The sequence below is a fragment of the Pseudomonas brassicacearum subsp. brassicacearum genome (assembly GCF_008801605.1).
In the GTDB taxonomy this organism is placed as follows: domain Bacteria; phylum Pseudomonadota; class Gammaproteobacteria; order Pseudomonadales; family Pseudomonadaceae; genus Aquipseudomonas; species Aquipseudomonas brassicacearum.
The window spans coordinates 536063-560068 of the sequence record NZ_VZPJ01000002.1; the positions used below are offsets into that span (position 1 = coordinate 536063).

The window sequence follows — 24006 nt, forward strand, 5'->3', positions numbered from 1 at the left end:
AAGGCAGCGACGTTTACGGATATGTCGCTGGCGCAATCAAGACGCAAGCGGTCGCGGGTAGGCGAGGACTGTCACAAGCATTTGTTAGCGTCGAGTTCTTTTGAACCCGGGAGAAATGCCGATGAAACTCGCACCTCGTTTTCTCGCTGTCGCCTTGAGCCTTGGTCTCGCCGGCCAGGCACTCGCCACCGATCTCAAACACTGGCCGGCGGAACAAGCCAAGGCCCTGGAGACGATGATCGCGGCCAACGCCAACAAGGGTAACTACGCGGTGTTCGACATGGACAACACCAGTTACCGCTACGACCTTGAGGAGTCGTTGCTGCCGTTCATGGAAAACAAGGGCCTCATCACCCGGGAAACCCTGGACCCGTCCTTGAAGCTGATGCCGTTCAAGGACACCGCCGACCACAAGGAAAGCCTGTTCAGCTACTACTACCGCCTGTGCGAAGTCGATGACATGGTCTGCTACCCATGGGTGGCCCAGGTGTTTTCCGGCTTTACCCTCAAGGAGCTCAAGGGCTATGTCGACGAGTTGATGGCGTCCGGCAAGCCAGTGCCGACCACGTATTACGACGGCGACAAGGTGGTCCAGTACAACGTCAACCCGCCGAAAGTCTTTACCGGCCAGGCCGAGCTGTACAACAAGCTGATGGAAAACGGCATCGAGGTCTATGTCATGACCGCCGCTTCCGAAGAACTGGTGCGCATGGTCGCCTCCGATCCGAAGTACGGCTACAACCTCAAGCCGCAGAACGTGATCGGCGTGACCACCCTGCTCAAGGACCGCAAGACCGGCGAGCTGACCACCGCGCGCAAGCAGATCACTGCCGGCAAATATGACGAGAAGGCCAACCTCGATCTGGAGTACACGCCTTACCTGTGGACCCCGGCGACCTGGATGGCCGGCAAGCACGCAGCGATCCTGACGTACATCGACGAATGGAAAAAGCCGGTACTGGTGGGCGGCGACACACCCAGCAGCGATGGTTACATGCTGTTCCACGATGTGGACGTAGCCAAGGGCGGTATCCACCTGTGGGTCAACCGCAAGGACAAATACATGACCCAGATTAACGGCATGATGGCCAAGCACGCTGCCGCCCAGGCCAAGGAAGGACTGCCGGTGACCGCGGACAAGAACTGGGTGATCGTCAAGCCCGAAGACATCCAGTAAGACCCACACCCCCCTGTGGGAGCGAGCTTGAACTCGCGATGAGGGCGTCACATTCAACCTCACTGTTGATTGATACGCCGCCATCGCGAGCAAGCTCGCTCCCACATGTGGTGGTTGGTGTGTTTCCCGTAATAAAAATGCCCCGCACTTGGCGGGGCATTTTTATTGTCGCTGTAGACGCTTACAAGCCGTCGAGCATTGCCTTGTTACGCACCGCGCCCTTGTCGGCGCTGGTGGCGAGCAGGGCGTAGGCCTTGAGGGCCGTGGTGACTTTGCGTGGACGCACTTCCACCGGTTTCCAGCCCTTGTTGTCCTGTTCGACGCGGCGCCCGGCCAGTTCTTCGTCGCTGATCAACAGGTTGATCGAGCGGTTCGGAATGTCGATCAGGACCTTGTCACCGTCCCGCACCAGACCGATGGCGCCGCCAGCGGCTGCCTCCGGCGAAGCGTGGCCGATGGACAGGCCCGAGGTGCCGCCGGAGAACCGGCCATCGGTCAGCAAGGCGCAGGCTTTGCCCAGGCCCTTGGACTTCAGGTAGGAGGTTGGGTAGAGCATTTCCTGCATGCCCGGGCCGCCTTTCGGGCCTTCGTAGCGAATGATCACGATGTCGCCGGCCTTCACTTCGTCAGCGAGGATGCCGCGCACGGCGCTGTCCTGGCTTTCGAAAATCTTCGCGTTGCCTTCGAACACATGGATCGACTCGTCGACGCCGGCGGTTTTCACCACGCAGCCATCCAGGGCGATGTTGCCGTACAGCACGGCCAGGCCACCTTCCTTGGAATACGCGTGTTCGACGCTGCGGATGCAGCCGTTTTCACGGTCGTCGTCCAGGGTTTCCCAACGGGTCGACTGGCTGAACGCGGTTTGCGTCGGAATGCCCGCCGGGCCGGCCTTGAAGAAGTGATGCACGGCCTCGTCGGTGGTCTGGGTGATGTCCCACTTGGCGATGCCTTCGGCCATGGTCTTGCTGTGCACGGTCGGCAGGTCGGTGTGCAACAGGCCGCCACGGGCCAGGGAGCCGAGGATGCTGAAGATCCCGCCGGCACGGTGCACGTCTTCCATATGGTACTTTTGGATGTTCGGCGCGACCTTGCACAGTTGCGGCACGTGACGGGACAGGCGGTCGATGTCGCGCAGGTCGAAATCGATCTCGGCTTCCTGGGCAGCGGCCAGCAAGTGCAGGATGGTGTTGGTGGAACCGCCCATGGCGATGTCCAGGGTCATGGCGTTTTCGAACGCCTTGAAGTTGGCGATGTTACGCGGCAACACCGACTCGTCGTTATCAAAGTAGTAGCGCTTGCACAGCTCAACGATGGTCCGGCCGGCCTGCAGGAACAGCTGTTCGCGGTCGCTGTGGGTGGCGAGGGTCGAACCGTTGCCCGGCAGGGCCAGGCCCAGTGCTTCGGTCAGGCAGTTCATCGAGTTGGCGGTGAACATGCCGGAGCACGAACCGCAGGTCGGGCAGGCGCTGCGCTCGTACTCGGCAACCTTCTCGTCAGAGGCGCTGGAGTCGGCGGCGATGACCATGGCGTCGACCAGGTCGAGGCCGTGGCTGGCGAGCTTGGTCTTGCCGGCTTCCATCGGGCCGCCGGAGACGAAGATCACCGGGATGTTCAGGCGCAGGGCGGCCATGAGCATGCCCGGGGTGATCTTGTCGCAGTTGGAAATGCACACGATGGCGTCGGCGCAGTGGGCGTTGACCATGTATTCGACGGAGTCGGCGATGATCTCGCGGCTCGGCAGCGAATAGAGCATGCCGTCGTGACCCATGGCGATGCCGTCGTCCACGGCGATGGTGTTGAATTCCTTGGCAACGCCGCCGGCGCGCTCGATTTCCCGGGCAACCAGCTGGCCGAGGTCCTTGAGGTGGACGTGACCCGGTACGAACTGGGTGAAGGAGTTGGCAATGGCGATGATCGGCTTCTTGAAGTCGTCATCCTTCATCCCCGTGGCGCGCCACAAGGCACGAGCGCCGGCCATGTTGCGGCCATGGGTGGATGTTTTCGAGCGGTAATCAGGCATGGAGCACTCCGGGCGGCTAATCAGGTACTTATCAGGTATCAATGGGGAAGTGAGCTTCTGTCGACGTCTGGAACACCCGGGTTTGGCCGTGTGTCCGGAAGTGGCTGATGACTTTGCAGGATCGCTGCGCGCCTCAGCATGAGCTCATAAACCCGCCGGGGATGAATGGCGATGAATGACGCGATTCTACACCGCTGGCGCCAGGATGAAATGACGCAAAACGCTGATCGGGCGCCAATGTCGTGTGCGGGATGACGACTGGCAGGGTTCAGTCGGCCAACAACCCGCGGTAGCGATGCCGGACCAGGGCATTGAGTGCCAGCCCCAGCAGGCTGAGCAGGATCAGGCAGAGGGCCAGGGTGAACTGCAAGTCCAGAGGGGTGAGGCTGATCGCGGCGCTGGTTAGCCCGCCGACAATAAAGAAAGACGCCGAGCAATGTCAGGGTTAGCAATAGGCCGACGGTGGCAGGTTTGCGGGCGGCCAGGTGGTTTTGCGGATCAGTCATCGAACAGTTCCAAGACGTACCTGAGGGTCGCTTTCAATCCTAATGCGTCATGCCGGCCAGGCGCGGGGGAGATGGAGTAGGAAGGCTCTGGTAATTGCGTGGGGAGGCTCCTACAGACTTATTCAGACGCGCAAAAAAAATCGCAGCCAAGGCTGCGATCAGGATGCAATTGGAGTGTGCGGGGCACAGCGCTATGGCCCTGGCCCCGCCTGGCCTCAGCTGTTGGGCAACAACCGGCAGGTGATGCTCTTGATGTAGCGGGTTTCGGCAATGGCCGGGTGTACCGGATGGTCTGGCCCCTGGCCGCCGCGTTCGAGCAGTTGAATGTTGCGGTCCAGGTGGCGGGCGCTGGTCAGCAGGATGTTTTGCAGGTCGTCTTCGGGCAGGTGCATCGAGCACGACGCGCTGACCAGGATGCCGTCCTTGCTGAGCAGGCGCATGGCTTGTTCGTTGAGGCGGCGATAGGCGCCTTCACCGTTTTTCAGGTCTTTCTTGCGCTTGATGAAAGCGGGTGGGTCGGCCACGATCACGTCGAAACGTTCTTCGCTGGCCTTGAGCTCTTTCAGGGCTTCGAACACGTCGCCTTCGATGCAGGTCAGCTTCTCGGCGAAGCCGTTCAACGCCGCGTTGCGCTCGACACCGTCGAGGGCAAAGGCCGAGGCATCGACGCAGAACACTTCGCTGGCGCCGAACGCTGCGGCTTGCACACCCCAGCCGCCGATGTAGCTGAACAGGTCCAGTACACGCTTGCCCTTGGCGTACGGGGCCAGGCGTGCGCGGTTCATGCGGTGGTCGTAGAACCAGCCGGTTTTCTGGCCTTCCATGACCGGCGCTTCGAACTTCACACCGTTCTCTTCCAGGGCGACCCATTCCGGCACCAGGCCGAACACGGTCTCGACGTAGCGGTTCAGGCCTTCGGCGTCACGGGCCGCGGAGTCGTTCTTGAACAGGATGCCGCTGGGCTTGAGCACCTGGGTCAGGGCGGCGATCACGTCGTCCTTGTGGGCTTCCATGGTGGCAGAGGCGATCTGCACCACCAGGATGTCGCCGAAACGGTCGACCACCAGGCCTGGCAACAGGTCGGAATCACCGTAGACCAGGCGATAGAACGGTTTGTCGAACAGTCGCTCGCGCAGGGACAACGCCACGTTGAGGCGATGCACCAGCAGGGACTTGTCCAGCGGCAGCTTCACGTCACGGGACAGCAGCCGGGCGCAGATCAGGTTGTTGGGGCTCATCGCAACGATGCCCAGCGGCTTGCCGCCGGCAGCTTCGAGGATGGCCTGGTCGCCGGCCTTGAAGCCGTGCAGCGGGGTGGCGGCTACATCGATTTCGTTACTGTAGACCCACAGGTGGCCGGCGCGCAGGCGACGGTCGGCGTTGGCTTTGAGGCGCAGGCTAGGCAGGGACATGACGTCGCTCCGGAAAAAAGAGCGGGAGTATACCGTGTTGCAACCTTGGCGGGGCTTGTGGTGGACATGTGGTGGGGGAGCGTGCTCCCTCACCACGGTATCGGGCAGGCTTCAGGCGGACAACGCGCTGATCAGCTCGCGGTTGAACGCCGGAATGTCATCGGGCTGACGGCTGCTGATCAACGTGCCGTCCTTGACCACTTCCTTATCGACCCAGTTCGCGCCAGCGTTGACCAGGTCATCCTTGAGGGTCTTGTAGCTGGTCATGGTCTTGCCCTTGACCAACCCGCTCGACACCAGCAGCCAGCCGCCATGGCAAATCACCGCGATGGGCTTGCCCGCCGCCTCGAAGCCCTTGACCAGTTTCTGGGCATCGACGTCGATACGGATGGTGTCGGAGTTCTGCACGCCACCGGGCAGCACCACGGCGTCGTACTGTTCGACATTGGCGGCCTTGAAGGTCAGGTCGATCCGGAAGTCGTCGGCTGGCTGGTCATGGTTCCAACCTTTGACCTGGCCTTCGCGGGCCGAAACGATGTCAACCTTGACGCCGGCCTGTTCCAGCGCCTGTTGGGGGCCGGTCAGTTCGGCCTGTTCAAAACCGTCGGTCACGAGGATGGCGACACGTTTGTTGTTCAGGGAGCCAGGCATGAAAAATCTCCTCAAGCTGAGTGGCGGGGTTGCCGACTCAAGCCTTAATGCAGGCTTGGCTGTCGGCCCTGTAAAGTCCGAAGCCGATGCCTGAAGGAAAGTTCCGCCGATCTACCCGGCGGTGTATCGGATCCATCTTTAAGGGTTAGAATCCCCGCCTGACACCGGAGTGTGTACTCATGTCCAAAGAACTTTCCGCCGAACAGATCCAGCAGTCCTTGCAAGGCATCAGCGTGCCGCCCCAACCGCAGATCATGGTGGATCTGCAGATGGAACAGTACATGCCCGACCCGGACCTGGAGACCATCGCCAAGCTGATTTCCCACGACCCGGGCCTTTCCGGGGCCTTGCTCAAGATCGTCAACTCGCCGTACTACGGCCTGCGCAACAAGATCACTTCGATCCAGCGTGCGGTGAACCTGTTGGGCAGCCGTTCGATCATCAACCTGATCAATGCGCAGTCGATCAAGGGCGAACTGCACGACGACGCCATCGTTACCCTGAACCGCTTCTGGGATACCGCCCAGGATGTGGCGATGACTTGCCTGACCCTGGCCAAGCGCGTCGGCCTGGAGAACGGTGACGAAGCCTATGCGCTGGGGCTGTTCCACGATTGCGGCGTGCCGTTGATGCTCAAGCAGTTCCCCAACTACATGGGCGTGCTGGAAGAGGCCTACGCCAATGCCAGCGCCGAGTGCCGGGTGGTGGACACCGAGAATCGTGAGTTCAACACCAACCATGCCGTGGTCGGTTACTACACCTCCAAATCCTGGCGCCTGCCGGATCACGTCAGCCAGGCCATCGCCAACCACCACAATGCCCTGGCGATCTTCAGCGACGAGTCTTCACGCAACAACAGCCAGTTGAAGAACCTGCTGGCGATCCTGAAGATGTCCGAGAACATCTGTGCGTCCCACCGGGTGCTCGGCAATCAGGCCGAAGATCACGAGTGGGATAGTGTCGGGAGCCTTGTGCTCGATTACATCGGGTTGTCGGAATACGACTTCCAGACCCAGAAACAGGAAATTCGCGACCTCGCCACTCGTTGAGTGCGGGGCTTCGCCTGACTCGAGAACCTCATGCCAGAACTGCCGGAAGTCGAAACCACCCGTCGCGGAATCGCGCCCCATCTTGAAGGCCAGCGGGTCAGCCGCGTGGTGGTCCGCGACCGCCGCCTGCGCTGGCCGATCCCGGAAGATCTCGACGTGCGGCTTTCGGGCCAGCGCATCGTGCAGGTGGAGCGGCGGGCCAAGTACCTGTTGATCAATGCCGAGGTCGGCACGTTGATCAGCCACCTGGGCATGTCCGGCAATCTGCGCTTGGTGGAGGTCGGCATGCCGGCCGCCAAGCACGAGCACGTGGACATCGAGCTGGAATCCGGCCTGGCCTTGCGCTACACCGACCCTCGGCGCTTTGGCGCGATGCTCTGGAGCCTTGACCCGTTCAATCACGAGCTGTTGATTCGCCTGGGTCCCGAGCCGTTGACCGACCTGTTCGATGGCGAACGGTTGTTCCAGCTTTCGCGAGGGCGTTCCATGGCGGTCAAGCCGTTCATCATGGACAACGCGGTGGTGGTGGGGGTGGGCAATATCTACGCGACCGAGGCCCTGTTCGCCGCCGGGATCGACCCACGCCGGGCCGCCGGAGGCATTTCCCGGGCGCGTTACCTGAAGCTGGCGATCGAGATCAAGCGCATCCTCGCCCATGCCATCGAGCGCGGTGGCACCACGCTGCGGGACTTTATCGGCGGGGACGGCCAACCTGGCTATTTCCAGCAGGAACTGTTCGTCTACGGACGGGGCGGGGAGCTGTGCAAAGTCTGTGGCACGGGGCTGCGGGAAATCCGCCTGGGCCAGCGTGCGAGCGTCTGGTGTCCACGCTGTCAGAGCTGATTTGTCCTACGGTCTATAGTCAAGTGGCCTGTGTGGCTAGTTCGTTAGCTCAAATTCGGATGCCAGAAGTCCATAGCCAAGGCGCTGTGACGAGTCATAGCCCGCTATGGCGAGGAACAGCAACGCAGGATATGGACTTCTGGCGCCGAAGTTGACTAACAGAACTAGCCACACAGGCCACTTTCGTACTGATTTAGCCGAAGGATCGCCCGATGAAGCTGTTTCGACCTGTTGTTCTCGCGCTGCTGCTGAGTGTCGGTTTGCCTGCCTTGGCAAGCGACGGCAGCGGCGACCCGCGCTACACCATCCAGAACCCGCCGGCCTTCGCCATGATCGGCGACCTGCTGATCGCCCGTCCGTTGCTGCTGGCCGCCACAGTGATTGGCGCCGGAGCATTCGTGGTGTCGTTGCCCTTTACCGCGCTGGGCGGCGGGGTCGGCGATGCGGGCAAGGCGCTGGTGGTGGACCCGGCGAAGGCCACGTTTATGCGGTGCCTGGGGTGTATTGGAGAGGGGTTTGAGCGGCAGGAGTAGTCGTCAGGTATGTGCATTTATGGTGTAGCTGCTGGCCCTATCGCGAGCAGGCTCGCTCCCACAGGGATCTACTGAGTTCACATGGTCTGTGTCCTAAGCAAATCCCTTGTGGGAGCGAGCCTGCTCGCGATAAGGCCGGTACAGACGCTAAAGAACTACCTGGCTCAAGCCTTGCCAGTAATCTTGCGATACTTCGCCATCAACTGTTCTTCAGTTTCCGGATGAGCCTCGTCCAGAGGGATGCAATCCACCGGGCAGACCTGCTGGCACTGGGGTTCGTCGTAATGGCCGACGCACTGGGTGCACAAGTTCGGGTCGATGACGTAGATCTCTTCGCCTTGGGAAATGGCCTCGTTCGGGCATTCAGGTTCGCAGACGTCGCAATTGATGCAGTCGTCGGTGATGATCAGGGACATGCAGGCTCCTGCCGGGGCGTTGGGCCCGGGCATATGAAAAACGTATGGGCGCAATTGTGCCGCATTGGCGAGCGCAGTGCACGCGGGCGCGATGGACTGCGCTGTGCCGGGCTGCGAAGCGGGTCGCAGCCCGCGGGTTATTTCTTGAAGCGCAGGGTCAGCGCATCGGCCACGGCCGGGTGGACGAACTTGGTGATATCTCCGCCCAACGCCGCGATTTCCCGGACCAGGGTCGAGGAAATGAAGGAATAGCGCTCCGACGGCGTCAGGAACAGGCTCTCGACGTCCGGTGCCAGTTGGCGGTTCATGTTGGCCAGTTGGAACTCGTACTCGAAGTCCGAGACCGCACGCAGGCCGCGCAGGAACACATTGGCGTTCTTTTCCTTGGCAAAGTGCGCCAAAAGCGTCGAGAAGCCGACCACTTCCACGTTGGGCAGGTGCTTGGTGACCTCGCGGGCCAGTTCCACACGTTGCTCCAGCGGGAACAGCGGGTTTTTCTTCGGGCTGGCGGCGACGGCAATGATCACATGGTCGAACAGGCGCGCGGCGCGTTCGACCAGATCGCCATGGCCCTTGGTAATAGGGTCGAAGGTACCTGGGTACAACACTCGGTTCATCGCGTCGTCCTGGCGGGAGTCCGTTGGGGAGTCGGATGGTATCGCAGCCTTCTCGGTCGGCCAAGTCGGCTGTTGCGTAAGAAAGCACTATAGACGGTGCGAATAATCCGGATATTCATGGATTTTTCAGGCGTTCGGCCAGGGCCGTCGCCAATTGCGCGGTCAGCCCGTACACCGATAATTGCGGGTTGGCGCCGATACTGGTGGGGAACAGCGAGCCGTCATGGATCGACAGATTGCCCAGTTGGTGATGGCGGCCAAGGCTGTCGGTGACGGCGGTTTTCGGATCTTCACCCATGGCGCAACCGCCCATCACGTGGGCGCTGCCCAGGCGTGTGCGGTACAAGGCCAGGTCGAGTCCGTCGATCAGTGTGCGGGCTTCGGCCAGGGTCTTTACGTAGCGGGCATCGTTGTGCAAAGGCATGACCGCCTTGGCGCCGCCGGCAAACTGGATCTCGGCCATGCTGTGGAAGGCCCGGCGCAAGCCATCCCAGGCATACGGCGTAACGGGATAATCGAGCACGGGCGTGCCGTCGTTGCGCAATTGGACGCTGCCGCCGGGGCTGTCCGGATGAAAACCGTCGCGCAACAGCGCCAGCATGGCGTGGGTATGGGGCAGCCGGGACATGTGCAAGGCATTCTCGGGGCCGAACCCGCCCAATAGCGTGGTGGCCAGGGCCGGGTGCAAGGGCGGGACTTCAAGCTTGTAGGACATTTTGCCGGTGGTGCCGTCCTGCCATTGGAAATGATCCGAATAAATCGATTGCGGCGCGCCGTAGAACGGGTTGATGACCTCGTCGAATTGCCCGGCGGACATGTTCACCAAGTGCAGGAAGGTGCGCTTGCCCACGCGTTCGTGCGGGTCTGGCGCATCGGAGCGCAGCAGCAACGCGGGTGTATTGATGCCGCCGCCCGCCAGCACGTAATGCCGCGCCTTGACGGTTATGCGCTGGCCGGTCGGTGCCACGCAACGTTCGTCCATGGCTTGGCACTCGAGGCCTATGACGGCATCGTTTTTGATTGTCAGACGCTCGGCCCGCGCCAGGTAAAGCAGCGCGCCGCCCTTGTCCAGGGTGGCCGGGATGGTGGTGACCAGCATCGACTGCTTGGCGTTGGTCGGGCAGCCCATGCCGCAATAGCCCAGGTTCCAGCAGCCGCGTACGTTGCGCGGGATGACGTGCCAGGCGTAGCCCAATTGTTCACAACCTTTGCGGATCACGTCGTTGTTGGCATTGGGCGGAATCAGCCACGGCGCCACGCCCAGGCGTTTTTCCATCTGCGCAAACCAGGGCAGCATTTCAGCGCGGCCGTGGCCTTTTACGTTGTGCTCGGCGGCCCAGTGGTCGAGGGTCTGGTCGGGCGTGCGGAAGCTGGAGGTCCAATTGATCAGCGTCGTGCCACCGACGGCCCGGCCCTGGAGAATGGTGATGGCGCCGTCCTTGCTCATGCGCCCGAGGCCTTCCTGATACAGGCTGCTGTAGGCCTGGTCTTCGAGCAGCGTGAAGTCATGACTGGTCTTGAGCGGACCTTCCTCGATCAGCAACACGCGGTAGCCTGCGGCGCTGAGAATTTCTGCAGTGGTGCCGCCGCCAGCACCGCTGCCGACGATGGCCACGTCCGCTTCCAGGGTCAGGTCCTGGGTCAGCTGCGCGCCGTTGTAGGTGGTCCAGCCACGGGCCAGGCCTTCGCGGAAGGGATCGGGTACGGGCATGTTCAGGGCTCTCTTATTGTTATGAGTTTGCGGTACCCCTGTGGGAGCGAGCTTGCTCGCGATGGCATCGGATCATCAGCAACTGTATTGACTGACACACCGCAATCGCGAGCAAGCTCGCTCCCACAGGATCTCACTGGCGTTCAAATCTTGGGCGGTCCTGGATAGCCGCAATGCGCCCAGGCTTCGGATTGGGTGTACCAGGCCATCATCACCAGTTGCAGCAATGAGCTATGGCCCTGTCGCAGCAGGTCCAGCGAGCTGTTTTCCCACCGCGCAAGGAACTGGCGGATGTCATCGGCGCTGGCGTTTTCCCACGAGCCCCAGACACCGGTCAGCGGCCCGCGGGTAATGCCCAGCGTGAGCACGTCGAACAGCTGGCGTGTGAGCTTGAGCATGGCGGGGGACAGGTGGGCCAGGCTGCTGTCCAGGCTTCGCAGGGTCGCGTCAGTGGCGGCAGTAATCTGTCCGACGGCCACTGCGCCATCCAGCATCACGGGGATGACGCTGCGTAAAAATGGCAGGTCGCTGTCGCGCAGGGCCGCCAGGCCATTGGCCGGTTGGCTTGGCGAGCAACCGCTCAGGCTGGCGCCCACACCGACGGTGGCCAGGAAGGCGCTGGCGCCGAGGCTGAACTTCAGCAGGCCGCGCCGTGACAGCGCGGGTGTATCGGTGAGGCTTGGGTTCATTATTTTGATTACCCGGGAAGAGACGCGTCAGCGGACAAACAGTTTCTGGATCAGTTTCTGCAAAGGCTTGCCGTAGGGCGGATAAATCAGCTTCGCGGCGTTGAATCGCTGTTTGGTCAGCACGCACTTGGCCTTGCTGAAGGTCAGGAAGCCCTCATGCCCGTGGTAATGCCCCATTCCCGAGGGACCAATGCCGCCAAACGGCAAGTCGTCCTGGGCGACATGCAGCAGCGTGTCGTTCAAGCAGACGCCTCCGGAATGGGTTTCGTGGAGCACGCGATTCTGTTCGGCCTTGTTGTAGCCGAAGTAGTAGAGCGCCAGCGGGCGGGGTCGCTGATTGATGTAGGCAAACGCCTGGTCCAGATGCTCGTAGGGCACGATGGGCAGCAACGGGCCGAAGATCTCGTCCTGCATGACGGTCATTTCATCGCTGACGTTGAGCAGCAGGCTGTGGGCCATGCGGCGGTCCTGGCCCTGGTCGAACAGTTCGATCAGCAGCGCGCCCTTGCTGGTGGCGTCGCTGATGTAGCCGTTGAGTCGCGCCAGCTGTCGTTCGTTGATGATTGCGGTGTAGTCCGGGTTGTTCGCCAGGGTCGGATAAAACCCGCGAACCGCCTCGCGATACGCCTCAACGAACTCGCCGACGCGATTCTGTGGCACCAGCACGTAGTCCGGGGCGACACAGGTTTGCCCTGCATTCAGGGTCTTGCCGAAAGCGATGCGTTCGGCGGCGTCCTTGAGCGGCACATCGGTCGACACGATGGCCGGCGACTTTCCACCCAGCTCGAGGGTGACCGGGGTCAGGTTTTCGGCAGCGGCGCGCATGACATGCTTGCCGATGCTGGTGGCGCCGGTGAACAGCAGGTGATCGAAGGGCAGCTTGGAAAACGCCATGCCGACCTCAGCCTCGCCAAGCACCACGCAGACCAGGTCCTGGGGAAAGACCCGGGCCAGCAGTTGCTTGAGCAGCAAGCCGGTCGCCGGTGTCGATTCGCTGAGCTTGAGCATCACCCGGTTGCCCGCCGCCAGCGCTCCCGTCAGCGGCCCGATGGCCAGGAACAGCGGGTAGTTCCACGGAACGATGACCCCGACCACGCCCAGCGGCTGGTACACCACTTTGGCCGATGCCGGCTGGAAGGCCATGCCCACCTTGCGCCGGGAGGGTTTCATCCAACCCTGGAGATGTCGGCTGGCGTAATGGATCCCGTGCAGGCTCGGCATCAACTCGGCCAGCAGTGTTTCGTCGGCGCTGCGGTGGCTGAAATCCTGGCTGATGGCGTCGATCAAGGCTTGTCGTTCGTTGCTCAATACCTCGCGCAGTGCCTTGAGCCATTGTCGGCGCTGTTCGGCCGGGGGCATTGGATGGGCGGCGTAGGCCTGGCGCTGGGCATCGAAGAGCGACCGCAGCTCGTCCAGTTGTTGTTGAGACTCGTGCAGGTAGGCAACGTCGGCAGGCATCGTCGGGCACCGGATATTATTAGAGTGGATGTTTTCTAGAGCTTATACTCTAGAAAGTCAATGGCATCCGTAACGGCGATGGGTTTTTCCTGTGACCGATAGGTCGTAAGATGCCGATCAATGCCTTCGTCGAATTAAAGCCCAAACCATGGCCCCACGAATGAAAACCAGCGAGCGCATCGTGCAAAACAGCCTCGAGCTGTTCAACCAGCAAGGCGAGCGCAGCGTCAGCACCAACCACATTGCCGCCCACATGGACATGTCCCCAGGCAACCTCTATTACCACTTCCCCAACAAGCAGGCGATCATCGCCGTGTTGTTCAGTGAATACGAGAACCTGGTGGACAGCTTCTTGCGCCCGCCCCAGGGCCGTGCGGCCACGGTGGAGGACAAGCGCTTCTATTTGCAGGAGCTGCTGGCAGCCATGTGGCGCTACCGTTTCCTGCACCGGGACCTGGAACATCTGCTCGACAGCGATCCGGACCTTGCGGCGCGCTATCGACGGTTTTCCCAGCGCAGCCTGATCCACGGTACCGCGATTTATGAAGGCTTCGTTGCCGCCGGCATCCTGAAGATGGACCGGGTGCAGATCGAGTCCCTGACCCTCAATGCCTGGATCATCCTCACGTCCTGGGTGCGGTTCCTGTGCACCACGCGGGAAAACTTCAGCCACCTGAGCGAGCAGGCCATCAAGCGTGGCGTGTATCAGGTGCTGGTGTTGGAGGCCGGTTTCGTGACCGATCAGGCCCGCGAAGAAGTGGATGCACTGTTCAAAGAGTATTACGTCCCCCTGGCCCAGACCCTGGAGGAAGGGCAGTAGGACCGATCCCCGACTTAGCCACAGGAGCTCATCATGCCCATTGCGCGACTCATCAGCCCTCAAGCCCTCGAACAGCGGCGATCACAGCCTGGGCTGGTCATCCTCGATTGCCGTTTTGCCCTGGAAGACCCCGATTACGGTCAGCGCAGTTATGCCGAGGGCCACATCGCCGGTGCAGCGTTCGCGGACCTTGAGCGCGACCTGAGCGGGCCGGTGACCAAAGGTGTGACCGGACGTCATCCGCTGCCGGAGTCGGGGGCATTGATCGAGCGCCTCAAGGCCTGGGGGATCGATAACGATAGCGATGTCGTGCTGTACGACGACGGCCCCGGCGCCTATGCCGCGCGGGCCTGGTGGTTGCTGGCCTGGCTGGGCAAGCGCGATGGCGTGTACATCCTCGACGGCGGGCTCAAGGCCTGGCACGCCGCTGGCTTGCCTTTGAGCCTGGATCCGCCGCAGAACAGTCGCGGGACCTTCAGCGGGGCACCGGATGCGAGCTTGGTGCTCAGCGCCCAAGCGCTGCACCAACGCCTTGGCCAAGCGGACATGACCCTGCTGGATGCCCGGGCGTTGCCGCGTTTCAAAGGTGAAGTCGAGCCCATCGACCCGATAGCCGGGCATATCCCGGGCGCCCAGTGCGCGGCGTTCACCGACAACCTGGGCGCCGATGGCCGCTTCTTGCCGGCCGATCAGCTCAAGCAGCGCTTCGCCGAAAAACTGGGCGAGCGCTCGCCCACTGACCTGGTGGCCTATTGCGGCTCAGGCGTGACGGCGTGTCATAACCTGTTTGCCTTGTGCCTGGCAGGCTACCCGTTGGGGCGGCTGTATGCTGGCTCGTGGAGTGAGTGGATCAATGATCCCCAGCGGGGCGTGGCGAAGGGCGAATAACAAACACCCGGAACCAATGTGGGAGCGGGCTTGCTCGCGAAGACGGTGTGACAGTCAACTTCAATGTTGCTGACCCACCGCTATCGCGAGCAAGCTAGCTCCCACAGGGGATGTGTATTGGTCATGAACCATCACGCTCAGTCGTGCGCCAGGTTGGCCAGCCAATCGGGAATCCGCCGCTCCAGGTAGTACCCCGGGCGCCGCAGGGTTCCGTCGACAAACCCCACATGCCCGCCCTGGGCGTGCAGTTCAATCCGGGTCGAGGCGGATAATTCGCCCGGCTCTGGCAGGCTGTGAGGAAACACAAAAGGATCGTCGGCGGCCTGGATAACCAGGGTCGGCGTGCTGATACCGGCCATGAAATAACGGCTGGAGGCACGGCGGTAGTAATCCGCTGCATCGGAGAACCCGTGCAGCGGCGCGGTCACCCGGCCGTCAAAGTCCCAGAAGGTGCGCATGTTTTCCAACGGGCCAAGCGCCGCGAGAGTCGCCAGGCCTTCGTGGCGTCCGTCGTGCTGGAACTGGCGTTGCTTGTTGCGCACATAGGCCACGAGCTGGCGCATGAAATGCGCCTGGTAGAACCTGGAGAATCCCTGGCCGATGCGATCGGCACACTGGTCGAGGCGAAACGGCACCGAGACCGCCACCGCCCCTTGCAACTGGCTGTCGCGGCCGGTTTCCCCCAAGTGCTTGAGCAGCACATTGCCGCCCAGTGAATAACCCACCGCAAACAGCGGCGCCAAGGGCCGGCGGGCGCGCAAGTGAGCGATGGCGGCGGCCAGGTCTTCGCTGACGCCCGAGTGGTAGCTGCGGGGCAGAAGGTTCGGCTCACCCGAGCAGCCACGCCAGTTCAAGGCCGCACTGGCCCAGCCCTGGCGACCGAGCGCTTGCTGCAGCCCGGCCACGTAAGGCGAGTTGGAAGAACCGGTCAGCCCGTGCAGCACCAGCACCAGTGGTGCCTCGGCGCTGTGGGGGCCGTGCCAGTCAAGGTCGAGGAAATCACCGTCCTCCAGCCACAAGCGCTCGCGTTGGCGCTCGATGTGGGTGGTCTGGCGCCATAACGGGCCCCACAGGGTTTGCAAGTGCGGGTTGCCAAGGCCCGGGGCAGGGACGAAACGCTCAGATGCGGCGGACATCATTATTATTCTCGATGCACTGGTCAGCCGTTCAGTCAATGTCCTTTGCCAAACGCTGCCACAACGCGTAATACACCCGTCCGGATTTCTGCTCGCGATGCAAGCGCCAATTGCCCGGCAAGCCCAGGGTGGACGGGGCGGTTTCGCTTTCAGTGTAGACCCAGGCATCCTCGGACAACCACTGACGTTCCTCGAGCAAGGCGCAGACCGTCGGCAACAGGTTCTGGTTGAAAGGTGGGTCGAGGAACACCAGGTCGAAAGGTGTCGCCGGTTGGCTGTCCAGGTAGCGCAGTGCGTCGGCGGTCTGCACCTGGCCGACGGTGCAGCGCAGGGTGCCCAAGTGTTCTTTCAGGCTGGAGACCGCCAGGTTGCTGGCGTCCAGCGCCTGGCCCATGGCGGCGCCACGGGACAGGGCCTCGAGAAACAGCGCGCCGCTGCCGGCGAACGGGTCGAGCACCCGGGCACCCGCTACGTAGGGTGCGAGCCAGTTGAACAGGGTTTCGCGCACGCGGTCGGGAGTGGGGCGCAGGCCCGGGGCGTCAGGGAAGCTCAAGCGCCGGCTACGCCATTCGCCGCCGATGATGCGCAACTGGTTCACACCGTTGTGCACGGGTTTCTTGCTGGAATTCGATGGGCGGGCCATTAGTGCTCCGGAACCCCGAGCGGCTGCTCGGCAGGTTTGTCAGTGGGGGGCGGCAGCGGTTTTTGCGGCACGCTCGGGCCGGCGGTGACGATGACCATTTTGTCGGTGCTCAGGTGCTTGTTCAGTGCGGCCTTGACCTGCTCGACGGTCAGTTCCTGGGACTGACGCATGAAGTCCTCCAGGTAGCTCAGCGGCAAGTCATAGAAACCCATGGCGCCGAGCTGGCTGACGATGTCGGCATTGCTGGCGGTGGACAGCGGGAAACTGCCGGCCAACTCACGCTTGGCATCATCGAGTTCTTTCTGGGTGGGACCATTCTTGAGGTAGTCGGCGAACACGTCCTGCACCAGTTTCAAGGTGCCTTCGCTCATTTCCGCACGGGTTTGCAGATTGATCATGAACGGGCCGCGGGCTTGCATCGCCGTGAAACCAGAGTACACGCCGTAGGTCAGGCCGCGCTTTTCCCGAACCTCGGTCATCAGCCGAGTACCGAAGCCGCCACCGCCGAGGATCTGGTTGCCCAGGGACACGGCGGCATAGTCCGGATCGTCGCGGTCGATGCCCAGTTGCGCGAGCATCAGGTTGGTCTGCTTGGACGGGAATTCGATGTGGCCAATGCTCGCCTTGGGTTCCACCGGTGGCGGGGTTTTCGCCAGCGCCGGGCCTTTGGGCAGCGCGGCGGACACCTGGTTGGCAACCGCTTCGGCTTCGGCGCGGGACAAATCCCCCACCAGCGCGATCACTGCGTTGCCGGCGGCATAGGCCTTGGCGTGGAACGCCCGGGCCTGGGCCAGGGTGATTGGCGGAATGCTGTCGGCGGTGCCGTCGCTGGAGTGGGCATAAGGATGATCGCCGTACAAGCGCTTCATCAGTTCCAGTCCGGCCAGTTTGCCTGGGTTCTGTTTCTGGTATTCGAAACCGGCGAGCATCTGGTTCTTGATGCGGGCGAAGGAGTCGGCAGGGAAGGTCGGTTTGCCGACGACCTCGGCGAACAGCTTCAATGCCGGCTCACGCTTGTCGGCTGCGCTGAGGCTGCGCAGGGACGCCACGGCCATGTCCCGGTAGGCGCCGTTACCGAAATCGGCACCGAGGCTTTCGAAGCCTTGGGCAATGGCGCTGACGTCCTTGCCGGCCACGCCCTCGTTGAGCATGGCGTTGGTCAGCAGTGCGAGGCCGGGAGCGTCGCCGTCCTGGCTGCTGCCGGCGGCGAAGGTCAGGCGCAGGTCGAACATTGGCAATTCGCGGGCTTCGACGAACAGCACCTTGGCGCCGTCGGCGGTTTTCCAGGTTTGCACGTCGAGCTGGCGGTGGCTGGGGGCTTTACCGTCCAGTTCCGCCAATGATTGCAGCTTGTTGCCGGACTTGGCGTTATCCAATGCCTGGCTGGCGGTGACGTCGGTGGTCGGCGACAGATAGAACGCCAGGGAGCCGGCCAGGGCGATGAGCGCCAGGCCGATCAATACCGGGCGCCGTGATTTGCGCTCACTCATGAGCTTTCTCCTCGGGCAGGACATGCGCAACGCTCAGGCGCGAGCGGGTGAAATACAGTTGGGCTGCCTTCTGGATATCTTGCGGGGTCACGCTTTGCAGTTCAGCGAGTTCGGTGTCCATCAGCTTCCAGGACAAACCGACGGTCTCCAGCTGGCCGATGGCGGTGGCCTGGCTGGTGATCGAGTCGCGTTCATAGACCAGGCCGGCGATGACCTGGGCGCGCACGCGTTCCAGCTCTTCGGCAGTCGGCGCGGTGGTTTTCAACTGTTCAAGCAAGCGCCACAGGCCGGCTTCGGCTTGGGCGATGGTTTTGTTTTTCTGGGTGTTGGGCGTCGCCGACAACGTGAACAGCGTGTCGCCACGGGTGTAGGCGTCGTAGCTCGACGAACCACCAGACACCAGCTCTTCGCCGCGCTCCAGCTGCGTCGGGATCCGCCCGCTGTAGCCACCGTCCAACAGGGCCGAGATCAGCCGCAGCGCGTTGACTGAACCCTTGTCCGTCGCGGTGGCGATGCTGGGCACATTGAAGGCCAGCATCACGCTGGGCAGTTGGGTTTGCACATGCAAGGTGATCTGGCGCTCGCCGGGTTCGCCGAGCTCCAGGGGGATTTTCGCGACCGGCACCGCGCGCCGTGCAATCGGGCCGAAATATCGCTGGGCCAGGGACTTGACCTCGTCCGGCGTCACGTCGCCGACCACCACCAGGGTCGCGTTGTTCGGGGTGTACCAGGACTCGTACCAGTGACGCAGCTCCTCGACGGTCATCCGGTCCAGGTCGGCCATCCAGCCGATGGTCGGCGTGTGGTAGCCGCTGGCCGGGTAAGCCATGGCCTTGAAGCGCTCATAGGCCTTGGACATGGGCTTGTCGTCGGTGCGCATGCGGCGTTCTTCCTTGATCACTTCGATCTCGCGGCTGAACTCCTCCGGCGGCAGGCGCAGGCTGGCCATGCGGTCGGCTTCCAGTTCGAAAGCCACGCCCAGGCGATCGCGGGCCAATACCTGGTAATAGGCGGTGAAGTCATCGCTGGTGAAGGCGTTCTCTTCGGCACCGAGGTCGCGCAGGATCAGCGACGCTTCGCCGGGGCCGACTTTTTCACTGCCCTTGAACATCATGTGCTCAAGGGCGTGGGACAAACCGGTCTGGCCTGGCGTTTCGTAGCTGGAGCCAACCTTGTACCAGACCTGGGAGACCACCACCGGCGCACGATGGTCTTCGCGCACGACGACCTTCAGGCCGTTGTCGAGGGTAAATTCGTGGGTGGGTTGTGGGTCGGCAGCCAAGGCTGAAAAGGGCAGACAAACTGTGCTGAGCAGCAGGCCTGCGGCGCGGCGGGCAAGAGCATTCATTCGTGTTTAAACCTGTTGGGTTGCCCGCTAGGTCTTAGCGTCGGCGGGCGAGAGGGTGCTAGGATAACGGTCCGTTTTACTGGCGGCCACGCCTATCGGGCCTTTTATCGGCCCGGGGTTGTCTGGGTTCCCCGGAGAAATGTCGGGTTTGCCCGTTGATCCCGGCGTTTTCGCCGATGATGCCGTACCAGTCCTTCGAAAAAATCGACTTTGGGGTGTCCTTGGGACGTCTCGACAAAATGTTGCGCGTGAACAAGCTGGATGAAACGCAGTCTGTTCAGCATTGAATATTTATCACCGAGGCGCCCTTGTGGCGCTTCGCTACCGTGAGATAGCCGTCCTCCATGTTTGGTTCCAACGACGACAAGAAGACCCCAGCTGCGGCTGGCGAGAAAAAAGGCCTGTTCGGATGGCTGCGCAAGAAGCCGCAGGAAACCGTCGTCGAACAGCCACAACCGCTGCCTGAGCCCGCCGCCGAGGCAGTGGTCGAAGAAACCGCGCCCATCGTCCTGCCGATTGCCGAGCCGGTGCTGCAACCGGTCGAGCCTGAGACCGTTGCTGAGCCGGTGGCCGAGCAACCGCTGACCCCGCCCGTCGAGCAAACCCCCTGGTTGACCTTGCCGGTGGCGGAAGAGCCGGTCGCGCTGGTCGAGGAAACGACGCCCCATATCACCCCGCCGATTCCAGCGCCGACGCAGGTTGTCGAGGCGCCAGTCGTCGACGCTGTCATTGAGCCGCCGGTCGCCGTCGTTGCACCCGTGGTTGCGCAAGCCGCGCCCGAGCCAGCACCTGCCCTGTTGGAAACCATCGCCCCCGTCGAGCCCGTCCGTAACGCCGAGGAAAACAAGGTCGGCTTCTTCGCCCGCCTCAAGCAGGGCCTGTCCAAGACCAGCGCCAGCATCGGCGAAGGCATGGCCAGCCTGTTCCTGGGCAAGAAAGTCATCGACGACGAATTGCTGGAAGATATCGAGACTCGCCTGCTGACCGCCGACGTCGGTGTCGAGGCCACCTCGGTGATCATCCAGAGCCTGACCCAGAAGGTCGCGCGCAAGCAGCTGACCGACGCCGATGCGCTGTACAAATCCCTGCAAGGCGAGCTGACCAGTCTGCTCAAGCCGGTTGAAAAGCCGCTGGTGATCGCCTCGCAGAACAAGCCGTTCGTGATCCTGGTCGTCGGCGTCAACGGTGCTGGCAAGACCACCACCATCGGCAAGCTGGCCAAGAAGCTGCAGCTCGAAGGCAAGAAAGTCATGCTGGCGGCGGGCGACACCTTCCGCGCGGCTGCGGTCGAACAGCTGCAAGTGTGGGGCGAGCGCAACAAGATCCCGGTGATTGCCCAGCACACCGGCGCCGACTCCGCTTCGGTGATCTTCGACGCCGTGCAGGCCGCCAAGGCCCGTGGCATCGATGTGTTGATCGCCGACACGGCCGGTCGCCTGCACACCAAAGACAACCTGATGGAAGAGTTGAAGAAGGTGCGCCGGGTGATCGGCAAGCTCGACGCCGACGCACCCCACGAAGTGCTGCTGGTGCTGGACGCCGGTACCGGCCAGAACGCCATCAACCAGGCCAAGCAATTCAACCAGACCGTCGAACTGACCGGGCTGGCCTTGACCAAGCTCGACGGCACCGCCAAGGGCGGGGTGATTTTCGCCCTGGCCAAGCAGTTCGGTCTGCCCATTCGCTATATCGGTGTGGGTGAAGGCATCGACGACTTGCGCACCTTTGAAGCCGAGCCCTTTGTCCAGGCACTGTTTGCCGAACGGGAGCATTCATGATTCGTTTCGAGCAGGTCGGTAAACGCTATCCGAACGGTCACGTCGGCTTGCATGAGCTGAGCTTTCGGGTCCGTCGGGGCGAGTTTCTGTTTGTCACCGGCCATTCCGGCGCCGGTAAAAGTACCTTGCTACGCCTGCTGCTGGCGATGGAGCGGCCCTCCACCGGCAAACTGCTGCTGGCCGGCCAGGACCTGAGCACCATCAGCAATGCCCAGATTCCCTACCTGCGACGGCAGATCGGCGTGGTGTTCCAGAATCACCAATTGCTGTTCGATCGCACGGTGTTCAACAACGTGGCGTTGCCGTTGCAGATCCTCGGGTTGTCCAAGGCCGAGATCATCAAGCGCGTGGACTCGGCCCTGGAGCGCGTGGCCCTGTCGGACAAGACCGACCTGTACCCGGGCGACCTGTCCACCGGTCAACAGCAGCGCGTCGGCATCGCCCGCGCCATCGTCCATCGTCCGGCCTTGCTGCTGGCGGACGAACCTACCGGTAACCTCGACCCGCGCCTGGCTGCGGAGATCATGGGCGTATTCGAAGACATCAACCGCCTGGGCACCAGTGTGCTGATTGCCAGTCACGACCTGGCATTGATCGCACGTATGCGTCACCGCATGCTCACATTGCAGCGCGGACGCCTGATTGGTGACGGGGAGGCGGGTGTATGAGTGCTACTCGCAGCCCGAAAGTGGCCGAACGCGTGGCCCCGAAGGCCTCCGATCCGCAGCCGCAAAAGAAAAAACGCGACGATGATGACGGCCCGGACTTTTCCACGCTGCTGCGCGCCTGGATCGAAAGCCATCGCGCCAGCCTGCTGGACAGCCTGCGGCGCCTGGGCAAGCAACCCATTGGCAGCTTCTTTACCTGCATGGTGATGGCGGTTGCCCTGAGCCTGCCCATGGGCCTGTCATTATTGCTAAGCAATGTGGAGCGCCTGGGCGGCTCCTGGCAGCGCGCGGCGCAGATTTCCCTGTATCTGCAGATGGACGCGAGCCCCGGCGAGGGCCAGGCGTTGCGCGAGCAGATCAAGGCCATGCCGGGCGTGGCCGATGCCGAATACATCGGGCGCGAGCAGGCGCTTGAAGAATTCCAGCAGCAGTCCGGCCTGGGCGAAGCCCTCAAGGAACTGCCGGAGAACCCGCTGCCGGGCGTGGTGCTGGTGACGCCGAATGAGGTCGACAAACCGACCCTTGAAGCATTAAGACAAAGACTTTCCGAGTTGCCGAAGGTACAACAGGCGCAACTTGATCTAGTCTGGGTCGAGCGTCTTGCGGCGATCCTCAAGCTCGGCGACCGGTTTGTCTTCGGTCTGACGGTGCTGCTGGTTTCTGCATTACTTTTGGTGATAGGCAATACCATTCGTCTTCATATTGAAAACCGCCGCACCGAGATAGAAGTGATTAAACTCGTCGGCGGTACGGACAGTTATGTACGCAGGCCCTTCCTTTATATGGGCGCGCTGTATGGCTTCGGTGCCGGGATTCTGTCCTGGGGTGTATTGGCGTTCGGCCTGGACTGGCTGAACGATGCGGTAACAGGGTTGGCCGGTTTGTACGGCAGTGATTTCTCGCTGGCCGGCGTGCCAGTCGCCGACGGTCTGTCGCTCTTGCTTGGCGCGGTGCTGTTGGGTTATATCGGTGCATGGATTGCGGTCGCACGCCACTTGCGTGAGCTTGCGCCAAAATAAGTGTTTTTTTGCGTGTATTGACCTTTCAGTTTTTGTGGGAACTTGTCCTAGGGTTCCCGGTCAATTTTCGCAGTGCTGAACTGCACGAGTTATGTGAGTCGGAGGTTTTTTCGTATGACCACTTCTTTGCAACCTGCTTATGCTCTGGTCCCGGGTGCGAACCTGGAGGCCTATGTGCACACGGTCAACAGCATTCCATTGCTGACCCCCGAGCAGGAGCGTGAACTGGCCGAGAGTCTCTATTATGAGCAGGATCTTGAGGCGGCTCGGCAGATGGTGCTCGCCCACCTGCGTTTTGTCGTACATATCGCCCGCAGCTATTCCGGCTACGGGCTGGCCCAGGCCGACCTGATCCAGGAAGGCAACGTCGGCCTGATGAAGGCGGTCAAGCGTTTCAACCCGGAAATGGGTGTGCGCCTGGTGTCGTTTGCGGTGCACTGGATCAAGGCGGAAATCCACGAGTTCATCCTGCGCAACTGGCGCATCGTGAAAGTCGCGACCACCAAGGCCCAGCGCAAGCTGTTCTTCAACCTGCGCAGCCAGAAGAAGCGCCTGGCCTGGCTGAACAACGAAGAAGTCCACCGTGTCGCCGAAAGCCTGGGCGTAGAGCCTCGGGAAGTGCGCGAGATGGAAAGTCGCCTGACCGGCCATGACATGGCCTTCGACCCGGCCGCCGAAGCGGACGACGACAGCGCTTTCCAATCGCCGGCCAACTACCTGGAAGACCACCGGTACGACCCGGCGCGTCAACTGGAAGACGCCGACTGGAGTGACAACTCCAACACCAACCTGCACGAAGCCCTGGAAGTGCTGGACGAGCGCAGCCGCGACATCCTCTACCAGCGCTGGCTGGCTGAGGAAAAAGCCACGCTGCACGACCTGGCGCAGAAGTACAACGTGTCGGCCGAGCGGATTCGTCAGCTTGAGAAGAGCGCGATGAACAAGCTCAAGGTGTCGATCGCCGCCTGACTGCGATAGCGGCCATAAAAAACGCCCCGATCAGTGATGATCGGGGCGTTTTTGTTTGTGCGCTGCAATCCCCTGTGGGAGCGAGCTTGCTCGCGATAGCGGTAGATCAGTCAACTTCAATGTGGCTGACCCGCCGCTATCGCGAGCAAGCTCGCTCCCACA

General features: G+C 62.1%; 22 protein-coding genes. 10 read left to right on the top strand and 12 right to left on the bottom strand.

The window, feature by feature from the left end; all coding sequences use genetic code 11:
* The first annotated feature begins 121 nt into the window (after positions 1-121).
* Entirely contained in the window at positions 122-1177 is a 1056-nt protein-coding gene (locus F7R20_RS08255; RefSeq protein ID WP_003206551.1) for an HAD family hydrolase, read from the top strand.
* A 181-nt stretch (positions 1178-1358) separates the two neighbouring features.
* On the opposite strand, the gene ilvD is transcribed toward F7R20_RS08255, so the two are convergent.
* From ilvD to F7R20_RS08275, 3 genes are all read right to left on the bottom strand, one after another.
* Positions 1359-3200 (bottom strand): dihydroxy-acid dehydratase, encoded by a 1842-nt coding sequence (ilvD, locus tag F7R20_RS08260; protein WP_003206549.1) that lies wholly within the window; start codon positions 3198-3200, stop codon positions 1359-1361.
* Positions 3201-3921: 721 nt separating this feature from the next.
* Positions 3922-5118: a class I SAM-dependent rRNA methyltransferase gene (locus F7R20_RS08270; RefSeq protein ID WP_003206543.1), complete on the bottom strand. Its 1197-nt coding sequence runs from the start codon at positions 5116-5118 to the stop codon at positions 3922-3924.
* A gap of 111 nt (positions 5119-5229) precedes the next feature.
* Positions 5230-5769 (bottom strand): type 1 glutamine amidotransferase domain-containing protein, encoded by a 540-nt coding sequence (locus F7R20_RS08275; RefSeq protein WP_003206541.1) that lies wholly within the window; start codon positions 5767-5769, stop codon positions 5230-5232.
* Positions 5770-6002: 233 nt separating this feature from the next.
* On the opposite strand from F7R20_RS08275, the gene F7R20_RS08280 reads away from it, so the two are divergent.
* The 3 genes from F7R20_RS08280 to F7R20_RS08290 all read left to right on the top strand — a co-directional run bounded on the left by F7R20_RS08280 (position 6003) and on the right by F7R20_RS08290 (position 8194).
* Positions 6003-6818 carry an HDOD domain-containing protein gene (locus F7R20_RS08280; protein WP_172681424.1) on the top strand — a complete coding sequence of 272 codons (816 nt, stop codon included), beginning with the start codon at positions 6003-6005 and terminating at the stop codon, positions 6816-6818.
* 30 nt (positions 6819-6848) lie between these two features.
* Positions 6849-7661: a bifunctional DNA-formamidopyrimidine glycosylase/DNA-(apurinic or apyrimidinic site) lyase gene (mutM, locus tag F7R20_RS08285; protein ID WP_003206537.1), complete on the top strand. Its 813-nt coding sequence runs from the start codon at positions 6849-6851 to the stop codon at positions 7659-7661.
* A 212-nt stretch (positions 7662-7873) separates the two neighbouring features.
* A complete protein-coding gene (locus tag F7R20_RS08290) occupies positions 7874-8194 on the top strand; it encodes a hypothetical protein (RefSeq protein WP_003206536.1) in 321 nt (106 codons plus the stop codon).
* A gap of 164 nt (positions 8195-8358) precedes the next feature.
* On the opposite strand, the gene F7R20_RS08295 is transcribed toward F7R20_RS08290, so the two are convergent.
* From F7R20_RS08295 to F7R20_RS08315, 5 genes are all read right to left on the bottom strand, one after another.
* The gene (locus F7R20_RS08295) at positions 8359-8610 is read right to left on the bottom strand and encodes a YfhL family 4Fe-4S dicluster ferredoxin (RefSeq protein ID WP_003206534.1); all 252 of its coding nucleotides are present in this window, start codon (positions 8608-8610) and stop codon (positions 8359-8361) included.
* A 137-nt stretch (positions 8611-8747) separates the two neighbouring features.
* Complete coding sequence (coaD, locus tag F7R20_RS08300) at positions 8748-9227, bottom strand: pantetheine-phosphate adenylyltransferase (protein WP_003177462.1); 480 nt, start codon at positions 9225-9227, stop codon at positions 8748-8750.
* A gap of 115 nt (positions 9228-9342) precedes the next feature.
* Positions 9343-10938, bottom strand: coding sequence for a GMC family oxidoreductase (locus F7R20_RS08305; protein ID WP_003206532.1), 1596 nt, complete (start codon positions 10936-10938; stop codon positions 9343-9345).
* A 143-nt stretch (positions 10939-11081) separates the two neighbouring features.
* On the bottom strand, positions 11082-11627 hold the full coding sequence (locus F7R20_RS08310; protein ID WP_003206530.1) for a hypothetical protein: 546 nt from the start codon (positions 11625-11627) through the stop codon (positions 11082-11084).
* 27 nt (positions 11628-11654) lie between these two features.
* A complete protein-coding gene (locus F7R20_RS08315; protein WP_081352593.1) occupies positions 11655-13085 on the bottom strand; it encodes a coniferyl aldehyde dehydrogenase in 1431 nt (476 codons plus the stop codon).
* Positions 13086-13233: 148 nt separating this feature from the next.
* On the opposite strand from F7R20_RS08315, the gene F7R20_RS08320 reads away from it, so the two are divergent.
* A complete protein-coding gene (locus F7R20_RS08320) occupies positions 13234-13905 on the top strand; it encodes a TetR/AcrR family transcriptional regulator (protein WP_003206524.1) in 672 nt (223 codons plus the stop codon).
* A 33-nt stretch (positions 13906-13938) separates the two neighbouring features.
* Positions 13939-14793: a sulfurtransferase gene (locus F7R20_RS08325; protein WP_003206522.1), complete on the top strand. Its 855-nt coding sequence runs from the start codon at positions 13939-13941 to the stop codon at positions 14791-14793.
* 137 nt (positions 14794-14930) lie between these two features.
* Here the strand turns inward: F7R20_RS08325 and F7R20_RS08330 are convergent, their stop codons facing one another.
* From F7R20_RS08330 to F7R20_RS08345, 4 genes are read right to left on the bottom strand one after another with little or no spacing between them, the layout of a single operon-like run.
* Complete coding sequence (locus F7R20_RS08330; protein ID WP_003206520.1) at positions 14931-15929, bottom strand: hydrolase; 999 nt, start codon at positions 15927-15929, stop codon at positions 14931-14933.
* Between the two features lie 31 nt (positions 15930-15960).
* Entirely contained in the window at positions 15961-16572 is a 612-nt protein-coding gene (gene rsmD / locus F7R20_RS08335; protein ID WP_003206517.1) for a 16S rRNA (guanine(966)-N(2))-methyltransferase RsmD, read from the bottom strand.
* Positions 16572-18062: a M16 family metallopeptidase gene (locus F7R20_RS08340; RefSeq protein WP_003206515.1), complete on the bottom strand. Its 1491-nt coding sequence runs from the start codon at positions 18060-18062 to the stop codon at positions 16572-16574. Before F7R20_RS08340 ends, rsmD begins: the two co-directional genes overlap by 1 nt.
* Entirely contained in the window at positions 18055-19410 is a 1356-nt protein-coding gene (locus tag F7R20_RS08345) for a M16 family metallopeptidase (protein WP_003206513.1), read from the bottom strand. Before F7R20_RS08345 ends, F7R20_RS08340 begins: the two co-directional genes overlap by 8 nt.
* Positions 19411-19754: 344 nt before the next feature.
* On the opposite strand from F7R20_RS08345, the gene ftsY reads away from it, so the two are divergent.
* The 4 genes from ftsY (at position 19755) to rpoH (ending at position 23844) form a co-directional block, all read left to right on the top strand.
* Complete coding sequence (gene ftsY, locus F7R20_RS08355; protein WP_003206511.1) at positions 19755-21188, top strand: signal recognition particle-docking protein FtsY; 1434 nt, start codon at positions 19755-19757, stop codon at positions 21186-21188.
* A complete protein-coding gene (gene ftsE, locus F7R20_RS08360) occupies positions 21185-21856 on the top strand; it encodes a cell division ATP-binding protein FtsE (protein WP_003177474.1) in 672 nt (223 codons plus the stop codon). The genes ftsY and ftsE overlap by 4 nt, the downstream gene beginning before the upstream one ends.
* A complete protein-coding gene (gene ftsX / locus F7R20_RS08365; protein ID WP_003206508.1) occupies positions 21853-22875 on the top strand; it encodes a permease-like cell division protein FtsX in 1023 nt (340 codons plus the stop codon). Before ftsE ends, ftsX begins: the two co-directional genes overlap by 4 nt.
* 114 nt (positions 22876-22989) lie before the next feature.
* Entirely contained in the window at positions 22990-23844 is an 855-nt protein-coding gene (gene rpoH, locus F7R20_RS08370) for an RNA polymerase sigma factor RpoH (protein WP_003177476.1), read from the top strand.
* The last annotated feature ends 162 nt before the right edge of the window (positions 23845-24006 follow it).